14 protein-coding genes are annotated in these 16817 nt (G+C 46.1%); 8 read left to right on the forward strand and 6 right to left on the reverse strand.

Annotated features, from left to right (window positions below; translation table 11 throughout):
* Nucleotides 1-301 precede the first annotated feature (301 nt).
* The 5 genes from L4D06_RS10025 to oppF all read left to right on the forward strand — a co-directional run bounded on the left by L4D06_RS10025 (nt 302) and on the right by oppF (nt 5831).
* Entirely contained in the window at nt 302-1942 is a 1641-nt protein-coding gene (locus L4D06_RS10025) for an ABC transporter substrate-binding protein (protein WP_274165751.1), read from the forward strand.
* Between the two features lie 73 nt (nt 1943-2015).
* Entirely contained in the window at nt 2016-2936 is a 921-nt protein-coding gene (gene oppB, locus L4D06_RS10030) for an oligopeptide ABC transporter permease OppB (RefSeq protein ID WP_274165750.1), read from the forward strand.
* A gap of 13 nt (nt 2937-2949) precedes the next feature.
* Nucleotides 2950-3861, forward strand: coding sequence for an oligopeptide ABC transporter permease OppC (gene oppC, locus L4D06_RS10035; protein WP_429739314.1), 912 nt, complete (start codon nt 2950-2952; stop codon nt 3859-3861).
* Nucleotides 3862-3870: 9 nt separating this feature from the next.
* Nucleotides 3871-4836: an ABC transporter ATP-binding protein gene (locus L4D06_RS10040; protein WP_274165749.1), complete on the forward strand. Its 966-nt coding sequence runs from the start codon at nt 3871-3873 to the stop codon at nt 4834-4836.
* Complete coding sequence (gene oppF, locus L4D06_RS10045; RefSeq protein WP_274165748.1) at nt 4836-5831, forward strand: murein tripeptide/oligopeptide ABC transporter ATP binding protein OppF; 996 nt, start codon at nt 4836-4838, stop codon at nt 5829-5831. The genes L4D06_RS10040 and oppF overlap by 1 nt, the downstream gene beginning before the upstream one ends.
* Before the next feature lie 126 nt (nt 5832-5957).
* Here the strand turns inward: oppF and L4D06_RS10050 are convergent, their stop codons facing one another.
* The 5 genes from L4D06_RS10050 to L4D06_RS10070 form a co-directional block, all read right to left on the reverse strand.
* Entirely contained in the window at nt 5958-7091 is a 1134-nt protein-coding gene (locus L4D06_RS10050) for a ribosomal protein uL16 3-hydroxylase (RefSeq protein ID WP_429739190.1), read from the reverse strand.
* 307 nt (nt 7092-7398) lie between these two features.
* Nucleotides 7399-8769 carry an adenylosuccinate lyase gene (gene purB, locus L4D06_RS10055; RefSeq protein ID WP_429739192.1) on the reverse strand — a complete coding sequence of 457 codons (1371 nt, stop codon included), beginning with the start codon at nt 8767-8769 and terminating at the stop codon, nt 7399-7401.
* A gap of 21 nt (nt 8770-8790) precedes the next feature.
* The gene (hflD, locus tag L4D06_RS10060; protein WP_028022789.1) at nt 8791-9411 is read right to left on the reverse strand and encodes a high frequency lysogenization protein HflD; all 621 of its coding nucleotides are present in this window, start codon (nt 9409-9411) and stop codon (nt 8791-8793) included.
* Between the two features lie 13 nt (nt 9412-9424).
* Entirely contained in the window at nt 9425-10537 is a 1113-nt protein-coding gene (gene mnmA / locus L4D06_RS10065; protein ID WP_274165746.1) for a tRNA 2-thiouridine(34) synthase MnmA, read from the reverse strand.
* Between the two features lie 85 nt (nt 10538-10622).
* The gene (locus L4D06_RS10070) at nt 10623-11282 is read right to left on the reverse strand and encodes a pseudouridine synthase (RefSeq protein ID WP_429739195.1); all 660 of its coding nucleotides are present in this window, start codon (nt 11280-11282) and stop codon (nt 10623-10625) included.
* Nucleotides 11283-11525: 243 nt separating this feature from the next.
* Between L4D06_RS10070 and icd the strand changes: the two genes are divergently transcribed.
* Nucleotides 11526-12773, forward strand: a complete 1248-nt coding sequence (gene icd, locus L4D06_RS10075; protein ID WP_274165744.1) for an NADP-dependent isocitrate dehydrogenase — start codon at nt 11526-11528, stop codon at nt 12771-12773.
* A gap of 361 nt (nt 12774-13134) precedes the next feature.
* Here icd and cspD read toward each other — a convergent pair whose 3' ends face one another.
* The gene (cspD, locus tag L4D06_RS10080; protein ID WP_016961514.1) at nt 13135-13356 is read right to left on the reverse strand and encodes a cold shock domain-containing protein CspD; all 222 of its coding nucleotides are present in this window, start codon (nt 13354-13356) and stop codon (nt 13135-13137) included.
* Between the two features lie 816 nt (nt 13357-14172).
* On the opposite strand from cspD, the gene clpS reads away from it, so the two are divergent.
* Nucleotides 14173-14493, forward strand: a complete 321-nt coding sequence (clpS, locus tag L4D06_RS10085; protein WP_274165743.1) for an ATP-dependent Clp protease adapter ClpS — start codon at nt 14173-14175, stop codon at nt 14491-14493.
* A gap of 58 nt (nt 14494-14551) precedes the next feature.
* On the forward strand, nt 14552-16813 hold the full coding sequence (gene clpA / locus L4D06_RS10090) for an ATP-dependent Clp protease ATP-binding subunit ClpA (protein ID WP_429739197.1): 2262 nt from the start codon (nt 14552-14554) through the stop codon (nt 16811-16813).
* The last annotated feature ends 4 nt before the right edge of the window (nt 16814-16817 follow it).

A 16817-nucleotide genomic window follows, 5' to 3' on the forward strand; every position in this document is an offset into this window, starting at 1 on the left:
TTAAAAATTGTTCTTTTTGGGTATTTTCTGCAATTTTATACTTTCATATGCCTCAACAGTGAAGTATCTGTTCAATCACGCTCATACATATGGTCATATCTGCTGCTTTTTCTCTCCATGTTGGTTTTATGTGACTTTTTTTGTCGATTTTGTGGCAAATTACTTTGATGCTTGGTAATGTTCCAAGCAATTCTCCACCCCTACTGAATTGATTCGATGAAATGAGACTTAGTTTTCATCTCGATTTAAGCGTGTCGGAGAGTGTCATGGATGCAAGCAAAGGATAAATTGGAGTATCTGCATGTATAAGAACAAAATCACTCAGGCGCTATTACTGGGCGCTGGTCTAGCGGTTTCCGCTACCTCTTTCACTGCAACAGCTGTCGAAGTTCCTGCTGGCGTAAAACTCGCTCCAGTGCAGGAAATGGTTCGCGGTAACGGTACTGAAGTTGCTTCGCTTGACCCGCACAAAGTAGAAGGCGTGCCAGAAGCTCACGTTCTGCGTGATTTGATGGAAGGTCTAGTTATTCAAGATGCTGTCGGCAATACCATCCCCGGTGTTGCAGAATCTTGGTCAACGGATGACAACCAGACCTTCACATTTAAAATCCGTAAAGATGCAAAGTGGTCAAATGGCGACCCTGTCACCGCTTATGACTTCGAATACAGTTTTAAGCGCGCGGTAGATCCAAATACAGCATCGCCTTACGCGTGGTATATCGAAAAAACCCAGATGAAGGGTGCGAAAGATATTATTGCTGCGAAAAAGCCAGTTGAAGAACTAGGTGTTAAAGCGGTCGATGCCGAAACGCTCGTTGTTGAAACTGAAGTGCCTCTTCCTTATTTCGTGAAGATGATGGCGCACACCACCATGTATCCTGTGCACAAAGCAACGGCAGAAAAATTTGGTGATGCGTGGACTAAACCTGAAAACTTTGTCAGTAATGGTGCTTATCAGCTAACTGACTGGGTTGTTAACGAAAAAATTGTCTTGTCGCGTAACGAAAATTACTGGGACAACAAAGACACGGCTATCGATAAAGTTACCTTCCTGCCAATCGAAAACCAAAATGCTGAAATGAACCGTTTTCTTTCTGGTGAAATCAACATTACTTATGAAGTGCCGAATGAGCAGTTCCGTCGCTTGAAGAAAGAATATCCGCAAAATGTGGTTGTTTCGCCAAACCTATGTACTTATTACTACGGCTTTAATACCCAAAAAGCGCCGTTTGATGATGCACGCGTTCGTAAAGCTCTCTCTTACTCAATCGATCGCGATATCGTTTCCAATGCAATTTGGGGTCAAGGTCAAACGCCTGCATATGCACTGACTCACAGTGGTATTACTGGTTTCACACCGGATGCACCAGAATATGCTGGTATGACCCAGAAGCAACGTGTTGAAAAAGCGAAAGAGCTTTTGACAGAAGCTGGTTTTGGAAAGGGTAACCCACTTGATTTTACCCTGCTTTACAACACCAGCGAAAACCACAAGAAAACGGCTGTTGCGATTCAGTCCATGTGGAAAAAGTCTCTGGGTAAATTTGTGAACGTGACCTTGGAAAACCAAGAGTGGAAAACGTACTTAGACAACAGTAAGCAAGGCAACTTTGATGTCCGTCGTGCAGGCTGGTGTGCTGACTACAACGAGGCGTCATCTTTCCTAGCGATAGCAAAAACTGATAACGGCTCGAATGATCAGAAGTACTCGAGTGCTATTTTTGATAAAGCCATGAACGATGCTGTCAAAGTCGCTAAAACGGAAGCTGAGCGTAATGGTTATTACGCAATCGCTGAAGCTCAATTGGCGAAAGACATGCCAATCGCTCCTATTTTCCAATACGTTCAGCCGCGCTTGGTTGCAACAAATGTAGGTGGCTACCCAGACAAGAACCCTCAAGACAATATCTACACCAAAGATATGTTCATTATCGCAGAATAATAACAGGGTCGTTCCATGCGTCTGTGGAGGTTTCCACAGGCGCATGTGTTTTTGAGCATATGTGGGATGCTTTATGTTTAGATTGATTTTTACTCGTACGTTAGAAGCAATACCAACCTTGCTGGTATTGATCACGATTTCGTTTTTCTTGATGCGTTTTGCACCAGGAAACCCTTTCTCCTCTGAAAAGACGCTGCCTCCGCAGGTCATGGAAAACATCAACGCAAAATATGGCCTTGATAAGCCCGTGTTTGAGCAGTACACCACGTATTTGGGAAATATTCTGCAAGGCGATTTTGGCCCTTCATTCAAATATAAAGACTATACAGTGAATGAATTGGTGGCTTCTGCTTTGCCAGTTTCCGCAAAAGTGGGTTTTTATGCCTTTATTCTTACTGTTGTTGTCGGTGTGACGATTGGCACCATTGCGGCCTTGCGGCAAAACAGCTGGGTCGACTATCTCATCATGTCCACGTCCATGTTCGGTGTGGTGTTGCCTTCGTTCGTACTTGCGCCAGTGCTGATTTACATCTTTTCAATCGGTCTTGGATGGCTACCCGCGGGTGGTTGGAATGGCGGCGCCATTGAATTCATGATCTTACCCATCCTTGCCATGTCGTTTCTATATATCGCTACCTTTGCTCGTATTACGCGTGGCAGCATGATTGAAACCTTGAACAGTAACTTTATCCGTACCGCAAAAGCCAAGGGCTTGAGCATGAGATATATCGTTATCAAGCATGCTTTGCGTCCAGCTATGTTGCCAGTGGTGTCATACATGGGCCCTGCATTTGTCGGCATCATTACGGGCTCTGTCGTCATCGAAACCATTTTTGGTCTTCCTGGTATTGGTAAGTTATTTGTTAACGCTGCGTTCAACCGTGACTATTCACTGGTGATGGGCGTGACCATTTTGATAGGTACTTTGTTTATCATCTTTAACGCCATTGTGGATATTTTGCTGGCGTGGCTAGATCCGAAGATTCGTTATTGAGGTTTGAAATATGCTGTTAAAAAGAGAAGAAAATAACGAAGCTATCGACAACTTTTCTGCACAACTTGAAGTAGAAGGTCGCAGCTTGTGGCAAGACGCACGTATTCGTTTTATGCGTAATAAAGCTGCAATGACCAGTTTGGCTATTTTGCTATGCATTACCTTGTGGGTGATTGTGGGGCCATTCTTTGCAACCTATGCATTTGATGATACCGATTGGTATGCCATGCATGCGGCGCCATCATTGGGCGAAGAAGGCCATGTCTTTGGTACCGACGCACTGGGCCGAGACATTTATGTCCGAACCTTGGTGGGTGGCCAAATCTCCTTAATGGTTGGCCTGATGGGTGCCTTGGTTGCAGTCCTTATTGGTACTGTTTATGGCGCAGCTTCTGGTTATATTGGTGGCCGTACTGACCGTGTCATGATGCGTATTCTGGAGATCCTGAACGCGATTCCTTTCATGTTCTTGGTGATTGTACTCGTAACCTTTTTTGGCCGAAACATTGTGCTTATCTTCGTTGCTATCGGCGCGATTGCTTGGCTAGACATGGCGCGAATTGTCCGAGGACAAACGCTGAGCCTACGTAACAAAGAGTTTATTGAAGCCGCTCATGTCTGCGGTGTGAGCACGCGAAATATTATCCTCCGTCATATCATTCCAAATGTGTTAGGTATCGTGGCCGTTTATTCAACGCTGTTGATTCCAAGTATGATTTTGATTGAATCCTTCCTCAGCTTTTTGGGCTTAGGTGTACAAGAGCCAATGACAAGTTGGGGCGCGTTGTTGCAAGAAGGTTCGCAAACGATGGAACTTGCGATTTGGCAACTGGCTTTTCCAACCATGTTTATGGTGACCACATTGTTGTGCTTCAACTATGTGGGTGATGGTCTTCGTGACGCGCTAGATCCTAAGGATCGATAAGGAGGAAGTATGAGCCTATTAGATGTGAAAGACCTGCGCGTAGAATTCAAAACCCAAGATGGTTATGTTACCGCAGTTAATGACCTGAACTTTTCTCTGGAGCGTGGCGAAACGCTGGGCATTGTGGGTGAGTCGGGATCAGGTAAGAGCCAGACAGTGTTTGCGATCATGGGTCTGCTTGCGAAAAACGGTGCCATTAAAGGCAGCGCAAAATTTGAAGGAAATGAAATTCTTAATCTGCCGGAAAAGGAACTGAATAAGATCCGTGCAGAGCAGATTGCGATGATTTTCCAAGATCCGATGACATCGCTAAACCCATTTATGAAAGTCAGTCATCAACTGATGGAAGTACTTATGCTGCACAAAGGCATGGGTAAAGCAGAAGCGTTTGAAGAATCGGTGCGTATGCTGGAAGCGGTGAAAATTCCAGAAGCGCGAAAGCGAATTACCATGTATCCCCATGAGTTTTCGGGCGGTATGCGCCAACGCGTGATGATTGCTATGGCATTGCTGTGTCGTCCAAAGTTATTGATTGCTGATGAACCAACCACCGCATTGGATGTGACTGTTCAAGCGCAAATCATGGATCTCCTCAACGAACTGAAATCAGAATTCGACACCTCAATTATCATGATTACGCACGATTTGGGTGTAGTAGCAGGTTCGTGTGACAAAGTGCTGGTGATGTATGCGGGGCGTACCATGGAATATGGCAAGGTGGATGAAATCTTCTACACTCCTAGCCACCCTTACACGGAAGGACTCATCAAAGCGATTCCACGTTTGGATGTTGAAGGCGATGTATTGCCAACCATCCCAGGTAACCCACCAAACCTAATGAAACTGCCACCAGGTTGTCCTTACCAAGATCGCTGTCACCGTGTGACAGATCGCTGTAAAACTGAATCACCGATCTTGACGCCTTATGAAAATGGCCGTCTCCGTGCGTGTTTTTCTGATGTAGGAGCTTGGTAATGAATGCTGTAGAAAAAAAGCTTCTGCTTGATATTAAAGATCTTAAAGTTCACTTCAATATTGCGTCAAAGTCTCTTTTGCCTTGGGCAAAACCTGCTGTATTGAAAGCGGTTGATGGCGTGAACATCAAACTGTATGAAGGCGAAACGCTGGGCGTTGTGGGCGAGTCCGGTTGTGGTAAATCCACTTTTGCTCGTGCTGTGATTGGCTTGGTACAAGCGACAGAGGGTGAGGTGGTTTGGCTAGGGCAAGACCTAACTAAACTCGGCGGGAATGACTTGCGTGAAAAGCGCAAAGAAATTCAAATGATTTTCCAAGATCCACTGGCGTCGTTGAACCCACGTATGACGGTCGGTGACATCATTGCTGAGCCGTTAAAGACCTTCTACCCAGAGCTTTCTAAAGATGAAGTGAAGGCGCAAGTCCAAGCGATGATGACGCGTGTGGGCTTGTTGCCTAACGTAATAAACCGTTATCCGCATGAGTTCTCTGGCGGACAGTGTCAGCGTATTGGTATTGCACGCGCACTTATCTTAAAACCTAAGTTGGTGATTTGTGATGAGCCGGTATCTGCACTTGATGTGTCGATTCAAGCGCAGGTTGTGAATTTGCTGAAAGAATTGCAGCAAGAAATGGGCTTGAGCCTGATTTTCATTGCGCATGATTTGTCTGTGGTGAAGCATATTTCCGATCGCGTATTGGTGATGTATCTGGGTAATGCCGTTGAGTTGGCTGAAGGTAAGTCGTTGTTTAGCGACCCTCAGCACCCTTACACTCGCGCACTCATGTCAGCGGTGCCCATTCCTGACCCTATTAAAGAACGGAACAAGAAAATTCAAATGTTGGAAGGCGAGTTGCCATCACCGATGAACCCACCGTCGGGCTGTGTGTTCCGTACCCGTTGCCCTCAAGCAACGGAAACATGTGCACAGAAACGACCAACATTGCTAGGCTCGGATGCACATGCGGTGTCTTGCTTGCAGGTTCACCTGTAAACACGAATACCAAGGTGACATTCAATGAGACATAGAGACATAGAGACATAGAGACATCGTGAAAAATAAAAAAGCCTTCCGCATGGAAGGCTTTTTCTTGAGGGTTTTTCTGTGTGACATTCAGGCTTAGGCCTGTGGATACCAGTAACCTTGGTTGCACAGACTGAGTAGGAGAGCGAGTAATGCTGGGTTAGCAGCGATGTCTCCTAGGTCTTCGCCAGAGAACGATTCTTGGTCACAAAGCACACGAGCTGCTGCCTCACAACCTTCTGGAAGCTCGATCGATTCGCCGTTAAGGAAAATCACTGATAAGTCGTCTTCGTGGTACAGCGCTTTTAGGCCAGAGACTTTCTCGAGTACTAAGTTCTCATCCATGAATTGGAACAGCTCATCTGCTGCCCACGGTGGCTCTGCTGGCATGATGTCGAGTTCATGACGTGACTGGCTCAACTGCTCGCCCATCCAACGTGATTTGGCTTTTGGGTCGTTCAACAGCTTCATCAGCATATTGTTCAATGCGTCAAACTCAGCGGTTGGAATCATGCCATGTTCATTGCGAGTTTGTAGGTTGGGATCGTAGTAGTGAATATCACCCAACTCATTGGTTAGCACGTAGTCCGCAAAGCCGCTTAGAAGCTCTAGTTTCTTCGGAGAACGATAACCAATGGAGTAACTCATGGATACATCGATGGTGTTGCCTTCGTGTGGGAAACCTGGCGGGATATACAGAATATCGCCAGGCTCTAGCACTTCATCAATGATCGGATCAAAGCCTTCGATTTGGCGCAAACCTGTGTGGTGGTTAGCGTCTTTGTATTCGCCTTTGTCACCCACGCGCCAGCGACGTTTACCCATACCTTGAATGATGAACACATCGTATTGGTCGATGTGCGGACCTACGCCGCCATTTGGCATTGATAGGCAAATCATGACGTCATCAAACAACCAGTTTGGCAGCACACGGAACGGTTCAGCCAAATCACGTAACCCTGGGTGCCAGTGGTTCGCTGCTTGGATGATCAGCTGAGAGTGAGTGTCTGGGAAGTCGTCGAAGTGCTCAAAAGGACCGTGCTGGGCTTGCCAGTTACCATCAAGGTTAGTCACAAAGCGTGAATCGATTTCTTCCTCCATTGCCAATCCCGCCAATTCATCTGGCGTGATAGGGTCATCAAACTCAACGAAACCGTTGCGAATAATGGTTGGCTTTTTATGCCAGTGAGTCGTGAGGAACGTGTTTAGATCGAAATTTAACTGATACATAAGGGTGTGCAGGTTTCTAAGAATGGGCTCAAGTATATACCCAAACAACCTGAAGATGCAGGATTCAGCGAGGTTTACTGACGTTATGATCTAGGCGTCCCTTTGCTGATGTAGTGATCTCCATCAAAAGGGATAACACCGAGCATGGCGTCAGTAAACTCGCCCGAAGGGACGCACTGATGGCCTCTGAAATCGAGCATCTTCAGGTTGATTGGGTATATGAATATGCAGAGACGGGAGAGAAATAAAAAGCCCGGCAGAGCCGGGCTTCAATCAATCTGCGCGTAGTAGCAGAAAGAACAATCGCTTACAGCTGATCAGTCAGCTTGATAGCATCGCCGATGTAGTTTGCTGGGGTCATTTGCTTCAGACGCACTTTCTCGTCTTCAGGCAGATCCAGACCATCGATGAATGCACGCATGCCTTCGCCGTCAACACGCTTACCGCGCGTGAGTTCTTTCAACTTCTCGTATGGCTTTTCGATACCGTAACGACGCATCACGGTTTGTACTGGCTCTGCCAATACTTCCCAGTTTCTGTCGAGTTCAGCTTCAAGCGCAGCTTGGTTAACTTCCAGCTTGCTGATGCCTTTTAGGGTCGAGGTGTATGCAATGATTGCGTAACCCACGCCAACGCCAAGGTTACGAAGAACCGTTGAGTCAGTCAGGTCACGTTGCCAGCGAGAGATTGGCAGTTTTTGCGCCAAGTGGCCAAATACTGCGTTCGCGAGACCTAGGTTGCCTTCTGAGTTTTCGAAGTCAATTGGGTTCACTTTGTGTGGCATGGTTGAAGAACCAATTTCGCCAGCAATGGTTTTTTGCTTAAAGTGACCCAGTGCAATGTAACCCCATACATCACGATCGAAATCGATCAAGATGGTGTTGAAACGCGCAATTGCATCGAACAATTCTGCGATGTAATCGTGCGGTTCGATTTGCGTTGTGTAAGGGTTCCACGTTACGCCAAGCGATTCAGTAATGAATTCTTCGCTGAAACCGTGCCAATCAACTTCTGGGTAAGCAGAGATGTGTGCGTTGTAGTTACCTACAGCGCCGTTGATTTTCGCTAGGATTTCGACGTTTGCGATTTGCTTGAACTGACGCTCCATACGGTATGCAACGTTAGCCATCTCCTTACCCATGGTGGAAGGAGAAGCTGGTTGACCGTGTGTACGAGACAGAAGAGGCACTTCACGATATTCAACAGCCAGTGCTTTGATCGCATCAATCACGTTGCGAATTTCTGGCAGGATCACTTCATCACGTGCTTCTTTAAGCATCAATGCATGTGAGGTGTTGTTGATGTCTTCTGAAGTACATGCAAAGTGAATGAACTCGTTAACCGCGTTCAACTCGGCATTGCCAGCGACTTTTTCTTTCAGGAAATACTCAACCGCTTTCACGTCGTGGTTGGTGGTGCGCTCAATGTCTTTGATGCGTTGTGCATCAGCTTCGCTGAACTCAGCAGCGATTTGGTCTAAAAGCGCGTTTGCTTCTGCGCTGAACGCAGGTACTTCCTTGATAGCATCTGTTGCTGCCAGTTTTTGCAACCAACGAACTTCGACGATCGTGCGGTACTTCAATAAGCCAAACTCACTGAAGATTGAACGCAACGCAATCGTTTTCGTTCCGTAACGGCCATCCACCGGTGAAACAGCTGTCAGTGCTGACAGTTCCATGGTCTCTCTCCTGAATTATTATTACGAATTTCGGGCTAAGATGATTTTGGCCTGCTCAATCATTTGTTTGCGGCCAAAGATAAGATGACGGCGCTTTCCGCCGACCTGACGCCAAAGAACCGCGCTGCGGATCCCTGAAAGCAGCAATGCTCTCACGCGATGCTGAACGCCAGTTTGCTGAAGCTGGGCAGGGTTGCCAGTCACTTGGATACGCGGGCCCAATGGGCTGATCGTGTCCAAATAAACACTGGCAAGGTTGCTTATCATTTGTTCATCAAGCAGGTCAAAGTGTTGCACTTGGCGCTGGACGGTCTCTAAACGGTCTCCCAATTGCGCGAGGCTATCGCGGCGACCAGAGAGTTTGCGTTCCAACGCAAGTAAGTTGATAAGGTAACGAGTAAGTTCACTGCCACCGGGACTGTTGTCCAGTTCACCAATAAGCGTATTCAAACCCACTGTGAGGCTTTCTTCATTGCCGAAAACCTCCAGTGTAGAAGCGGGGTTAGTGACGATAATACTCTTCAAACTGGCGCTCAGTGCGTCGGCATCACAAGTACCTGTGCGCGACACTTCCTGCACTAATTTGACGGATTGACAGATACTTGCGAACGCGATGGTTCGATCAAATAAAGTATTAGCCACTGACGATTGCTCCTTAAATTCGCTGCTCGATAATGCCGCCACCTAGGCAAACATCACCGGAATAAAATACCGCGGATTGACCAGGGGTTACCGCTGCTTGCGGTTCATCAAAGATAACTTTGATCTGGTCTCCATCAATGGGCTCGATGGTACATGATATGTCTTGTTGGCGGTATCGTGTTTTTACGGTGCACTTCAATGGTTCGCTAATCACTTTACGATCAACCCAATGCAGTTGAGCCGCTACCAGTCCTTTTGAAAATAGACGTGGGTGATCATGGCCTTGTGCAACAATCAACACATTGCGTTCAACGTCTTTGTCGACCACATACCAAGCAGCTTCTAGACCGCCACCGCCTTTTTGACCACCAATGTGGAGGCCTTTACGCTGGCCTAAGGTGTGGTACATCAAACCTTGGTGTTCGCCAATGGCTTGACCTTCAGTGGTTTCAATCACACCCGGTTGTGCGGGTAGATATTTTGACAAGAAATCAGTGAATTTACGCTCACCAATGAAGCAAATACCCGTCGAGTCTTTCTTCTTCGCGGTGATCAGACCTTGTTCTTCCGCAATGCGGCGAACTTCAGGCTTTTCCAATTCTCCTACTGGGAACAGGCTGCGGGCAACTTGCTCATGGCTCAAGGTGTAAAGGAAGTAGCTTTGGTCTTTGTTGTTATCAACGCCACGCAACATTTGCACGGCTTCGCCTTCCTGTGTCGGGAAGGAGCGACGAACGTAGTGACCCATTGCAATGTAATCTGCTTCTAGCACTTCGTCGGCAAATTCCAAGAAGGCTTTGAACTTGATTTCTTTGTTGCAAAGGATGTCTGGGTTTGGAGTACGTCCTGCCTTGTATTCGGTGAGGAAGTGCTCAAAGACGTTATCCCAGTATTCAGCTGCAAAGTTAATGGTGTGCATCTCAATACCAAGCTTGTCACAAACGGCTTGTGCATCGGCCAGATCTTCCGCTGCCGAACAGTACTCATCGTTGTCGTCTTCTTCCCAGTTTTTCATGAAAAGGCCTTCTACCTGATAGCCTTGTTGCTTCAGTAAATAGGCGGACACTGAGGAGTCGACGCCGCCGGACATACCGACAATAACTTTTTTGCTGCTGTTATCTGACATGACGAAATTTCTAGCTCCAATTAAATCGGTGGCAGAGTTTACCAGAATCCTTTGCGCTGTTACAGATGAGAACTCAATCACATTTTCATTGTTTTTGGGGTGGTGAAACCTCTCTCCATTCACCCGGTTGCAGTCCTTCTACCGTCCAACCCGCCATTTGATATCTCACAAGGCGTAAGGTTGGGTGGCCGATTGCTGCAGTCATGCGGCGAACTTGACGATTTCGGCCTTCCTCGAGCGTGATTGCTAACCATGTGGTTGGCACTGAAGGACGATGACGAATCGGTGGGTTTCGTTCCCACAGTTGCGGTTCCTCCATGATTTCTACGCCCGCTGGCAACGTCCAGCCGTCATTAAGCTCGACGCCTTCTCGAAGCTGTTTGACGGCTTCGTCGGAAGGAATGCCTTCAACTTGCACCCAATAGACTTTGGGTGATTTGGATTTTGGCTGGGTGAGGCGAGCTTGCAAGATGCCGTCATTCGTCAACACAAGCAGCCCTTCGCTGTCTTTGTCTAATCGGCCTGCCGCATACACATCTTTGACAGGAATGAAGTCTGCCAAGGTGGAATCATTGGGCTCTCCGGTGAACTGTGTCAGCGTGTTGAAAGGTTTATTGAATATGATGACTTTGGTCGGCCCTTTAGGCTTTGCAGGTTTATCGGTCCGACGGCGTGAAGTGCGTCGGAAATTAGGGTTTGAAGCGGGCTTGGTCACGCTTCTTTTCGATGTAGTTTTAAACGTCATGGAGTACTGTCAATCAGGTCTGGTTACAAATGAGACCTTGGTATTATACATGGAATAATGTGATTGGCGTGTTGCGGGAATTGCAGTATTCTTTTGCTCGCATGTTATACCAAGCAGAACAATTACCTGACGTGCTACATCAGATCATTGGCTCAATAGTGATGTGGTGATTGTACAGACGCACGACGGCAAATTGTTCTGTTTGGTGAGCGCTAAATAGAAAATGGACGCTAGGAGAATTAAATGGAAAGCAAAGTAGTCGTACCAGCAGGTGAGAAGATTGCAGTCGAAAACGGCAAGTTAGTCGTTCCTAACAATCCAATCATCCCATACATTGAAGGTGACGGCATTGGTATTGATGTTAGCCCTGCAATGATCAACGTTGTTGATGCGGCAGTAGAAAAAGCTTACGGCGGTGACCGTAAGATCTCCTGGATGGAAATCTACACTGGTGAGAAGTCAACGCAGGTTTATGGTGAAGACCAATGGTTGCCTACTGAAACACTAGATTTTATTCGTGAATACAAAGTATCAATCAAAGGCCCATTGACGACGCCAGTTGGCGGCGGTATTCGTTCACTGAACGTTGCATTGCGTCAAGAGCTTGACCTTTACATCTGTGCTCGCCCTGTTCGTTACTTTGCTGGTGTACCAAGCCCAGTGAAGCAACCAGAACTGACTGACATGGTTATCTACCGTGAAAATTCAGAAGATATCTATGCTGGTGTTGAGTTTAAAGCGGGTACTGCTGAAGCTGACAAAGTCATCAAATTCCTGAAAGAAGAAATGGGCGCAACGAAAATCCGTTTTGACGAGGAATGTGGTATTGGTATCAAGCCTGTTTCTGAGCAAGGTACTAAGCGTCTTGTTCGCGCAGCAATCCAGTACACCATCGACAACGATCGTGACTCAATGACATTGGTTCACAAAGGCAACATCATGAAGTTCACCGAAGGTGCCTTCAAAGATTGGGGCTACGAAGTTGCTAAAGAGGAGTTTGGTGCAGAGTTGTTGGACGGTGGTCCATGGATGACGATGAAGAACCCAAACACTGGCAACGAGATCATCATTAAAGATGTGATTGCAGATGCGTTCCTACAGCAAATCCTGCTGCGCCCAGCAGAGTATGATGTCATTGCAACGATGAACCTGAACGGTGACTACGTATCTGATGCACTTGCTGCACAGGTAGGCGGTATTGGTATTGCACCAGGTGCAAATATCGGTGACGGCATTGCACTGTTTGAAGCAACTCACGGTACTGCGCCTAAGTATGCAGGTCAGGACAAGGTTAACCCTGGTTCTTTGATTTTGTCTGCGGAAATGATGCTTCGCCACCTAGGTTGGACTGAAGCAGCAGACCTGATCATTTCTTCAATGGAAAAAGCGATCAGCAACAAGACTGTGACTTACGATTTCGAACGTCAAATGGAAGGCGCGACACTGCGCAAGTGTTCTGAATTCGCACAAGACATGATTGACCAAATGTAATTTTTGGTGAGTTCATTAGAAACCCAGCTTCGGCTGGGTTTTTTTATGTCTATCAGATATGCATATGTCAAAACACCTTTCAATAGTGATGAAATGCCCCCTCATCAGAGAGCCGCTCACAGGGCTGTCATAAGCGCGTTTGTCATGTAGCAAGTGACAGGGCGAGTTGTTATTTATGCATCACGTCTAAATGGTGTTGGAGCGCTTAGGAGAGCAGCTAGCTGGGATAGGGATACAGAAGTAACGACAAAAGGAAGGTGTTGCTTGATTTGGGCGTGTCTAAAAACAAAAAGAGCGAACATGTGTTCGCTCTTTAAAAATGTCGACCTTCGGGCAGCAAAAAGATTGTAGCAACGCTATTTTATTTTAGGGCTTCGTTTTCTACGGGAACAATTTCACTAGCGTGATAGCCTTTCGGACCTTCTTGCACTTCATAATTCACGGTTTGACCCGCCTTCAAAGTGCGATAACCATCCATCTGTATCGTCGAGTAGTGTGCAAAGATATCTCCGTCACCCTCGTCAGGGCAGATGAAACCAAACCCTTTAGCATTGTTAAACCATTTAACTGTACCAGTTGCCATGCGAAACATCCCTCTTGCATTCAAATTGCATAACTATGAGTAAAACCAACATTTGCAATCATGTTACTCAACCGTAATTGATGCTGTATGTTTTTACTTCAATTCCCACTCTAGTAGAAAGATTTAGACAGTCAAGCGTCTTAAAGCCTATATAACAACATTTTAATAAAAATAACCAGCGATGTTACGGAAGGATGATGTGAGTATCATTTTGGTAGGATCTGTTTCATAAACATATTCATATTTCAGTATTGAGACCTTTGCTTGCCCAGTTTATTTACAGGTTCATCAGTTGCAAACACTATGATATGTCCGATTATGGTGGCTCAATGTGAGTGTATGACATTGATAAAAATGGTAATAATGGAGGGTTTTGAATTTGGTGAATTAATTGAAAGATACAGTTGGTTTTAAGTATTTCATGGGTGAATGGATGACGGATTAGTATTAACGGCGAAAATTAACTTTATAACAAATAAGACATTGTCCTCTTTATGAGACCATGTTTTTACCTATGTTTTGTATGGAATTTCTGACACAAATGATTGCATATGTGTTGATGTGCTTTGTATGACAATTCGAGGAACACAACGTTGCAATGTTGAAGCTGTGACCTCATATTGGATGAGGCAGGCTGAAATTCGTTAAGTAGGTTCTAGCAACGTAGTATTGTTTTGGTTGCTGGAATACAATCTGTGGATTACGTTTTAAGTAGTGGTAGCAAATCTTGTGTTTGATATCTCAATCTGCAAACCTGACGTATAAAACATTGTTTTGTAAAGAACACTTGAGCTACCTTAAAGATTGTAAGCAGTTATGAGCAAAAAGTACGAATGGATAGTTCCGGATTCAGATGTAAAAGAAGCGGAAGAGACCAAGGTAAAACCACCATCCTTATATAAAGTGATGTTGAATAATGATGACTACACCCCCATGGAGTTTGTTGTAGACGTATTACAGCGGTTTTTCTCCATGGACATAGAGAGAGCAACACAGTTGATGTTGGCTGTGCATTACGAAGGAAAAGCGGTCTGCGGCATTTTTAGTGCAGAAGTTGCTGAGATGAAAGTCGCCCAAGTAATGATGTATGCGAAAGAACATCAACACCCATTGCTGTGCACAATGGAGAAAGCCTAAGAAGGAGAATTGGTTTTTCTCCGGCACACCATAATGTGGTTTTTGAGGGAGGTGCCTTATGCTAAATAAAGAACTCGAAGCGAGCCTGAATGGGGCTTTTGCAAGAGCACGTGAAAAACGTCATGAGTTCATGACGGTAGAACATCTACTACTGGCGCTTCTGGAAAATGTGGCTGCTCGCGAAGCTTTGCTTGCGTGCCGCGCTGACCTCGATGCTTTACGAAAAGAGCTAGAAGCTTTCATCGAACAGACCACTCCGCTCATCCCTGTTGATGACGATAATCGTGAAACCCAACCAACGTTGAGTTTCCAGCGCGTACTTCAACGTGCTGTATTCCATGTTCAATCTTCTGGTCGTAGTGAAGTGAGCGGTGCGAATGTTCTCGTGGCTATTTTCAGCGAGCAAGAATCGCACGCAGCATATTTGCTGAAGAAGAATGATATTAGCCGACTAGACGTTGTTAATTACATCTCACATGGCACGACCAAGTCGTCTAACAATGATGAAGAGCTCCCTGGTGCTGATTTGTCTTCGGAAGAAGCGGCAGTAGAAGGCGGGGAAGAACGTCTAGAGAACTTTGCGACTAACTTGAATCAACTTGCCCGTGTAGGTGGCATTGATCCTCTGATTGGACGAGACAAAGAACTTGAGAGAACCATTCAAGTGTTATGTCGTCGTCGCAAAAATAACCCATTACTTGTGGGTGAAGCAGGTGTAGGTAAAACTGCAATAGCAGAAGGACTAGCCTGGCGTATTGTTGAAGGCGAAGTGCCTGAGATCATTCAGAACTGCATCATCTACTCACTGGACATTGGTTCTTTGCTTGCGGGTACCAAGTACCGCGGCGATTTTGAAAAGCGCTTCAAAGGTATATTGAAGCAACTTGAAAAAGAAGAACATGCCGTTCTGTTTATTGATGAGATCCACACCATTATCGGTGCGGGTGCTGCATCTGGTGGTCAAGTTGATGCTGCAAACCTTATCAAACCATTGCTGTCTAGCGGCAAGTTGCGTTGTATTGGTTCTACTACCTATCAGGAATACAGCAGTATTTTTGAGAAAGAGCGAGCGCTAGCTCGTCGATTCCAAAAAATCGATGTTATCGAACCTTCGTTGGATGACACCACCAAGATTTTGATGGGCCTGAAACCTAAGTACGAAGCACACCATGAAGTTCGCTATACCAACAAAGCCATCCGTGCTGCCGTTGAGTTGTCGGCTAAGTACATCAACGACCGCCATCTTCCGGACAAGGCTATTGATGTTATCGATGAAGCGGGCGCGCGCTGTCGTTTGGCTCCAGCGAATAAGCGTAAGAAAACGGTGGGTGTCGGCGACATTGAAAATATGATTGCTAAGATGGCACGTATTCCTGAAAAGTCAGTATCGTCAACGGATAGAGAAGTGCTTAAGTCACTCGAGCACAAGTTGAAGATGCTGGTGTTTGGGCAAGACGATGCCATTGGTGCGCTATGTGAAGCCATTAAGCTAAGTCGTGCTGGTCTAGGCGCTGAAAACAAACCTGTGGGTTCATTCTTGTTTGCTGGGCCAACAGGGGTCGGTAAAACAGAAGTGACGGTGCAACTGGCACGAGCAATGGGTATTGAGCTTCAGCGCTTTGATATGTCCGAGTATATGGAGCGTCACACTGTCAGTCGTTTGATTGGTGCGCCTCCAGGCTATGTCGGGTACGACCAAGGTGGTTTACTAACTGATGCAGTGATTAAGCACCCACATAGTGTTGTATTGCTTGATGAGATAGAGAAAGCACACCCAGACGTGTTTAACTTGCTTCTTCAAGTCATGGATAACGGTACGCTGACTGATAACAACGGTCGTAAGGCGGATTTCCGCAATGTGATCCTAGTGATGACAACCAATGCTGGCGTAACGGAAACAGTACGCAAGTCGATTGGTTTGATTCAGCAAGATCATAGTCACGATGCGATGGCGGAAATTAAGAAGGTATTCGCACCAGAATTCCGAAATCGTCTTGATAACATCATATGGTTTAACCACCTCGACAAAGAAGTCATTCTTCAAGTGGTGGATAAATTTGTTGTTGAACTTCAAGCACAGTTGGATGTTCGTGGCGTGTCACTAGAAGTGACCGATAAAGCGAAACTTTGGCTGGCAGAGAAAGGCTATGACAAGTCAATGGGCGCTCGTCCAATGGCACGTGTGATGCAAGAGCATGTGAAGAAAAACCTAGCAAACGAACTGTTGTTTGGCTGTTTGGTCAATGGTGGCACGGTGAAGGTCGGTCTGAAAAACGATTCGCTTACCTTTAGTTTTAGCGATGAAATGGAGCCGGCGTAATCGT

This window comes from Enterovibrio makurazakiensis (genome assembly GCF_050336585.1).
GTDB lineage: Bacteria > Pseudomonadota > Gammaproteobacteria > Enterobacterales > Vibrionaceae > Enterovibrio > Enterovibrio gelatinilyticus.

What these genes read in the sequence shown, in the direction of transcription:
- icd (WP_274165744.1), top strand. Translation starts at nt 11,526, where the DNA reads ATGGAAAGCAAAGTAGTCGTACCAGCAGGTGAGAAGATTGCAGTCGAA.
- purB (WP_429739192.1), bottom strand. Translation starts at nt 8,769, where the DNA reads ATGGAACTGTCAGCACTGACAGCTGTTTCACCGGTGGATGGCCGTTAC.
- oppF (WP_274165748.1), top strand. Translation starts at nt 4,836, where the DNA reads ATGAATGCTGTAGAAAAAAAGCTTCTGCTTGATATTAAAGATCTTAAA.
- L4D06_RS10050 (WP_429739190.1), bottom strand. Translation starts at nt 7,091, where the DNA reads ATGTATCAGTTAAATTTCGATCTAAACACGTTCCTCACGACTCACTGG.
- clpA (WP_429739197.1), top strand. Translation starts at nt 14,552, where the DNA reads ATGCTAAATAAAGAACTCGAAGCGAGCCTGAATGGGGCTTTTGCAAGA.
- clpS (WP_274165743.1), top strand. Translation starts at nt 14,173, where the DNA reads ATGAGCAAAAAGTACGAATGGATAGTTCCGGATTCAGATGTAAAAGAA.
- L4D06_RS10040 (WP_274165749.1), top strand. Translation starts at nt 3,871, where the DNA reads ATGAGCCTATTAGATGTGAAAGACCTGCGCGTAGAATTCAAAACCCAA.
- cspD (WP_016961514.1), bottom strand. Translation starts at nt 13,356, where the DNA reads ATGGCAACTGGTACAGTTAAATGGTTTAACAATGCTAAAGGGTTTGGT.
- oppB (WP_274165750.1), top strand. Translation starts at nt 2,016, where the DNA reads ATGTTTAGATTGATTTTTACTCGTACGTTAGAAGCAATACCAACCTTG.
- mnmA (WP_274165746.1), bottom strand. Translation starts at nt 10,537, where the DNA reads ATGTCAGATAACAGCAGCAAAAAAGTTATTGTCGGTATGTCCGGCGGC.
- L4D06_RS10070 (WP_429739195.1), bottom strand. Translation starts at nt 11,282, where the DNA reads ATGACGTTTAAAACTACATCGAAAAGAAGCGTGACCAAGCCCGCTTCA.
- L4D06_RS10025 (WP_274165751.1), top strand. Translation starts at nt 302, where the DNA reads ATGTATAAGAACAAAATCACTCAGGCGCTATTACTGGGCGCTGGTCTA.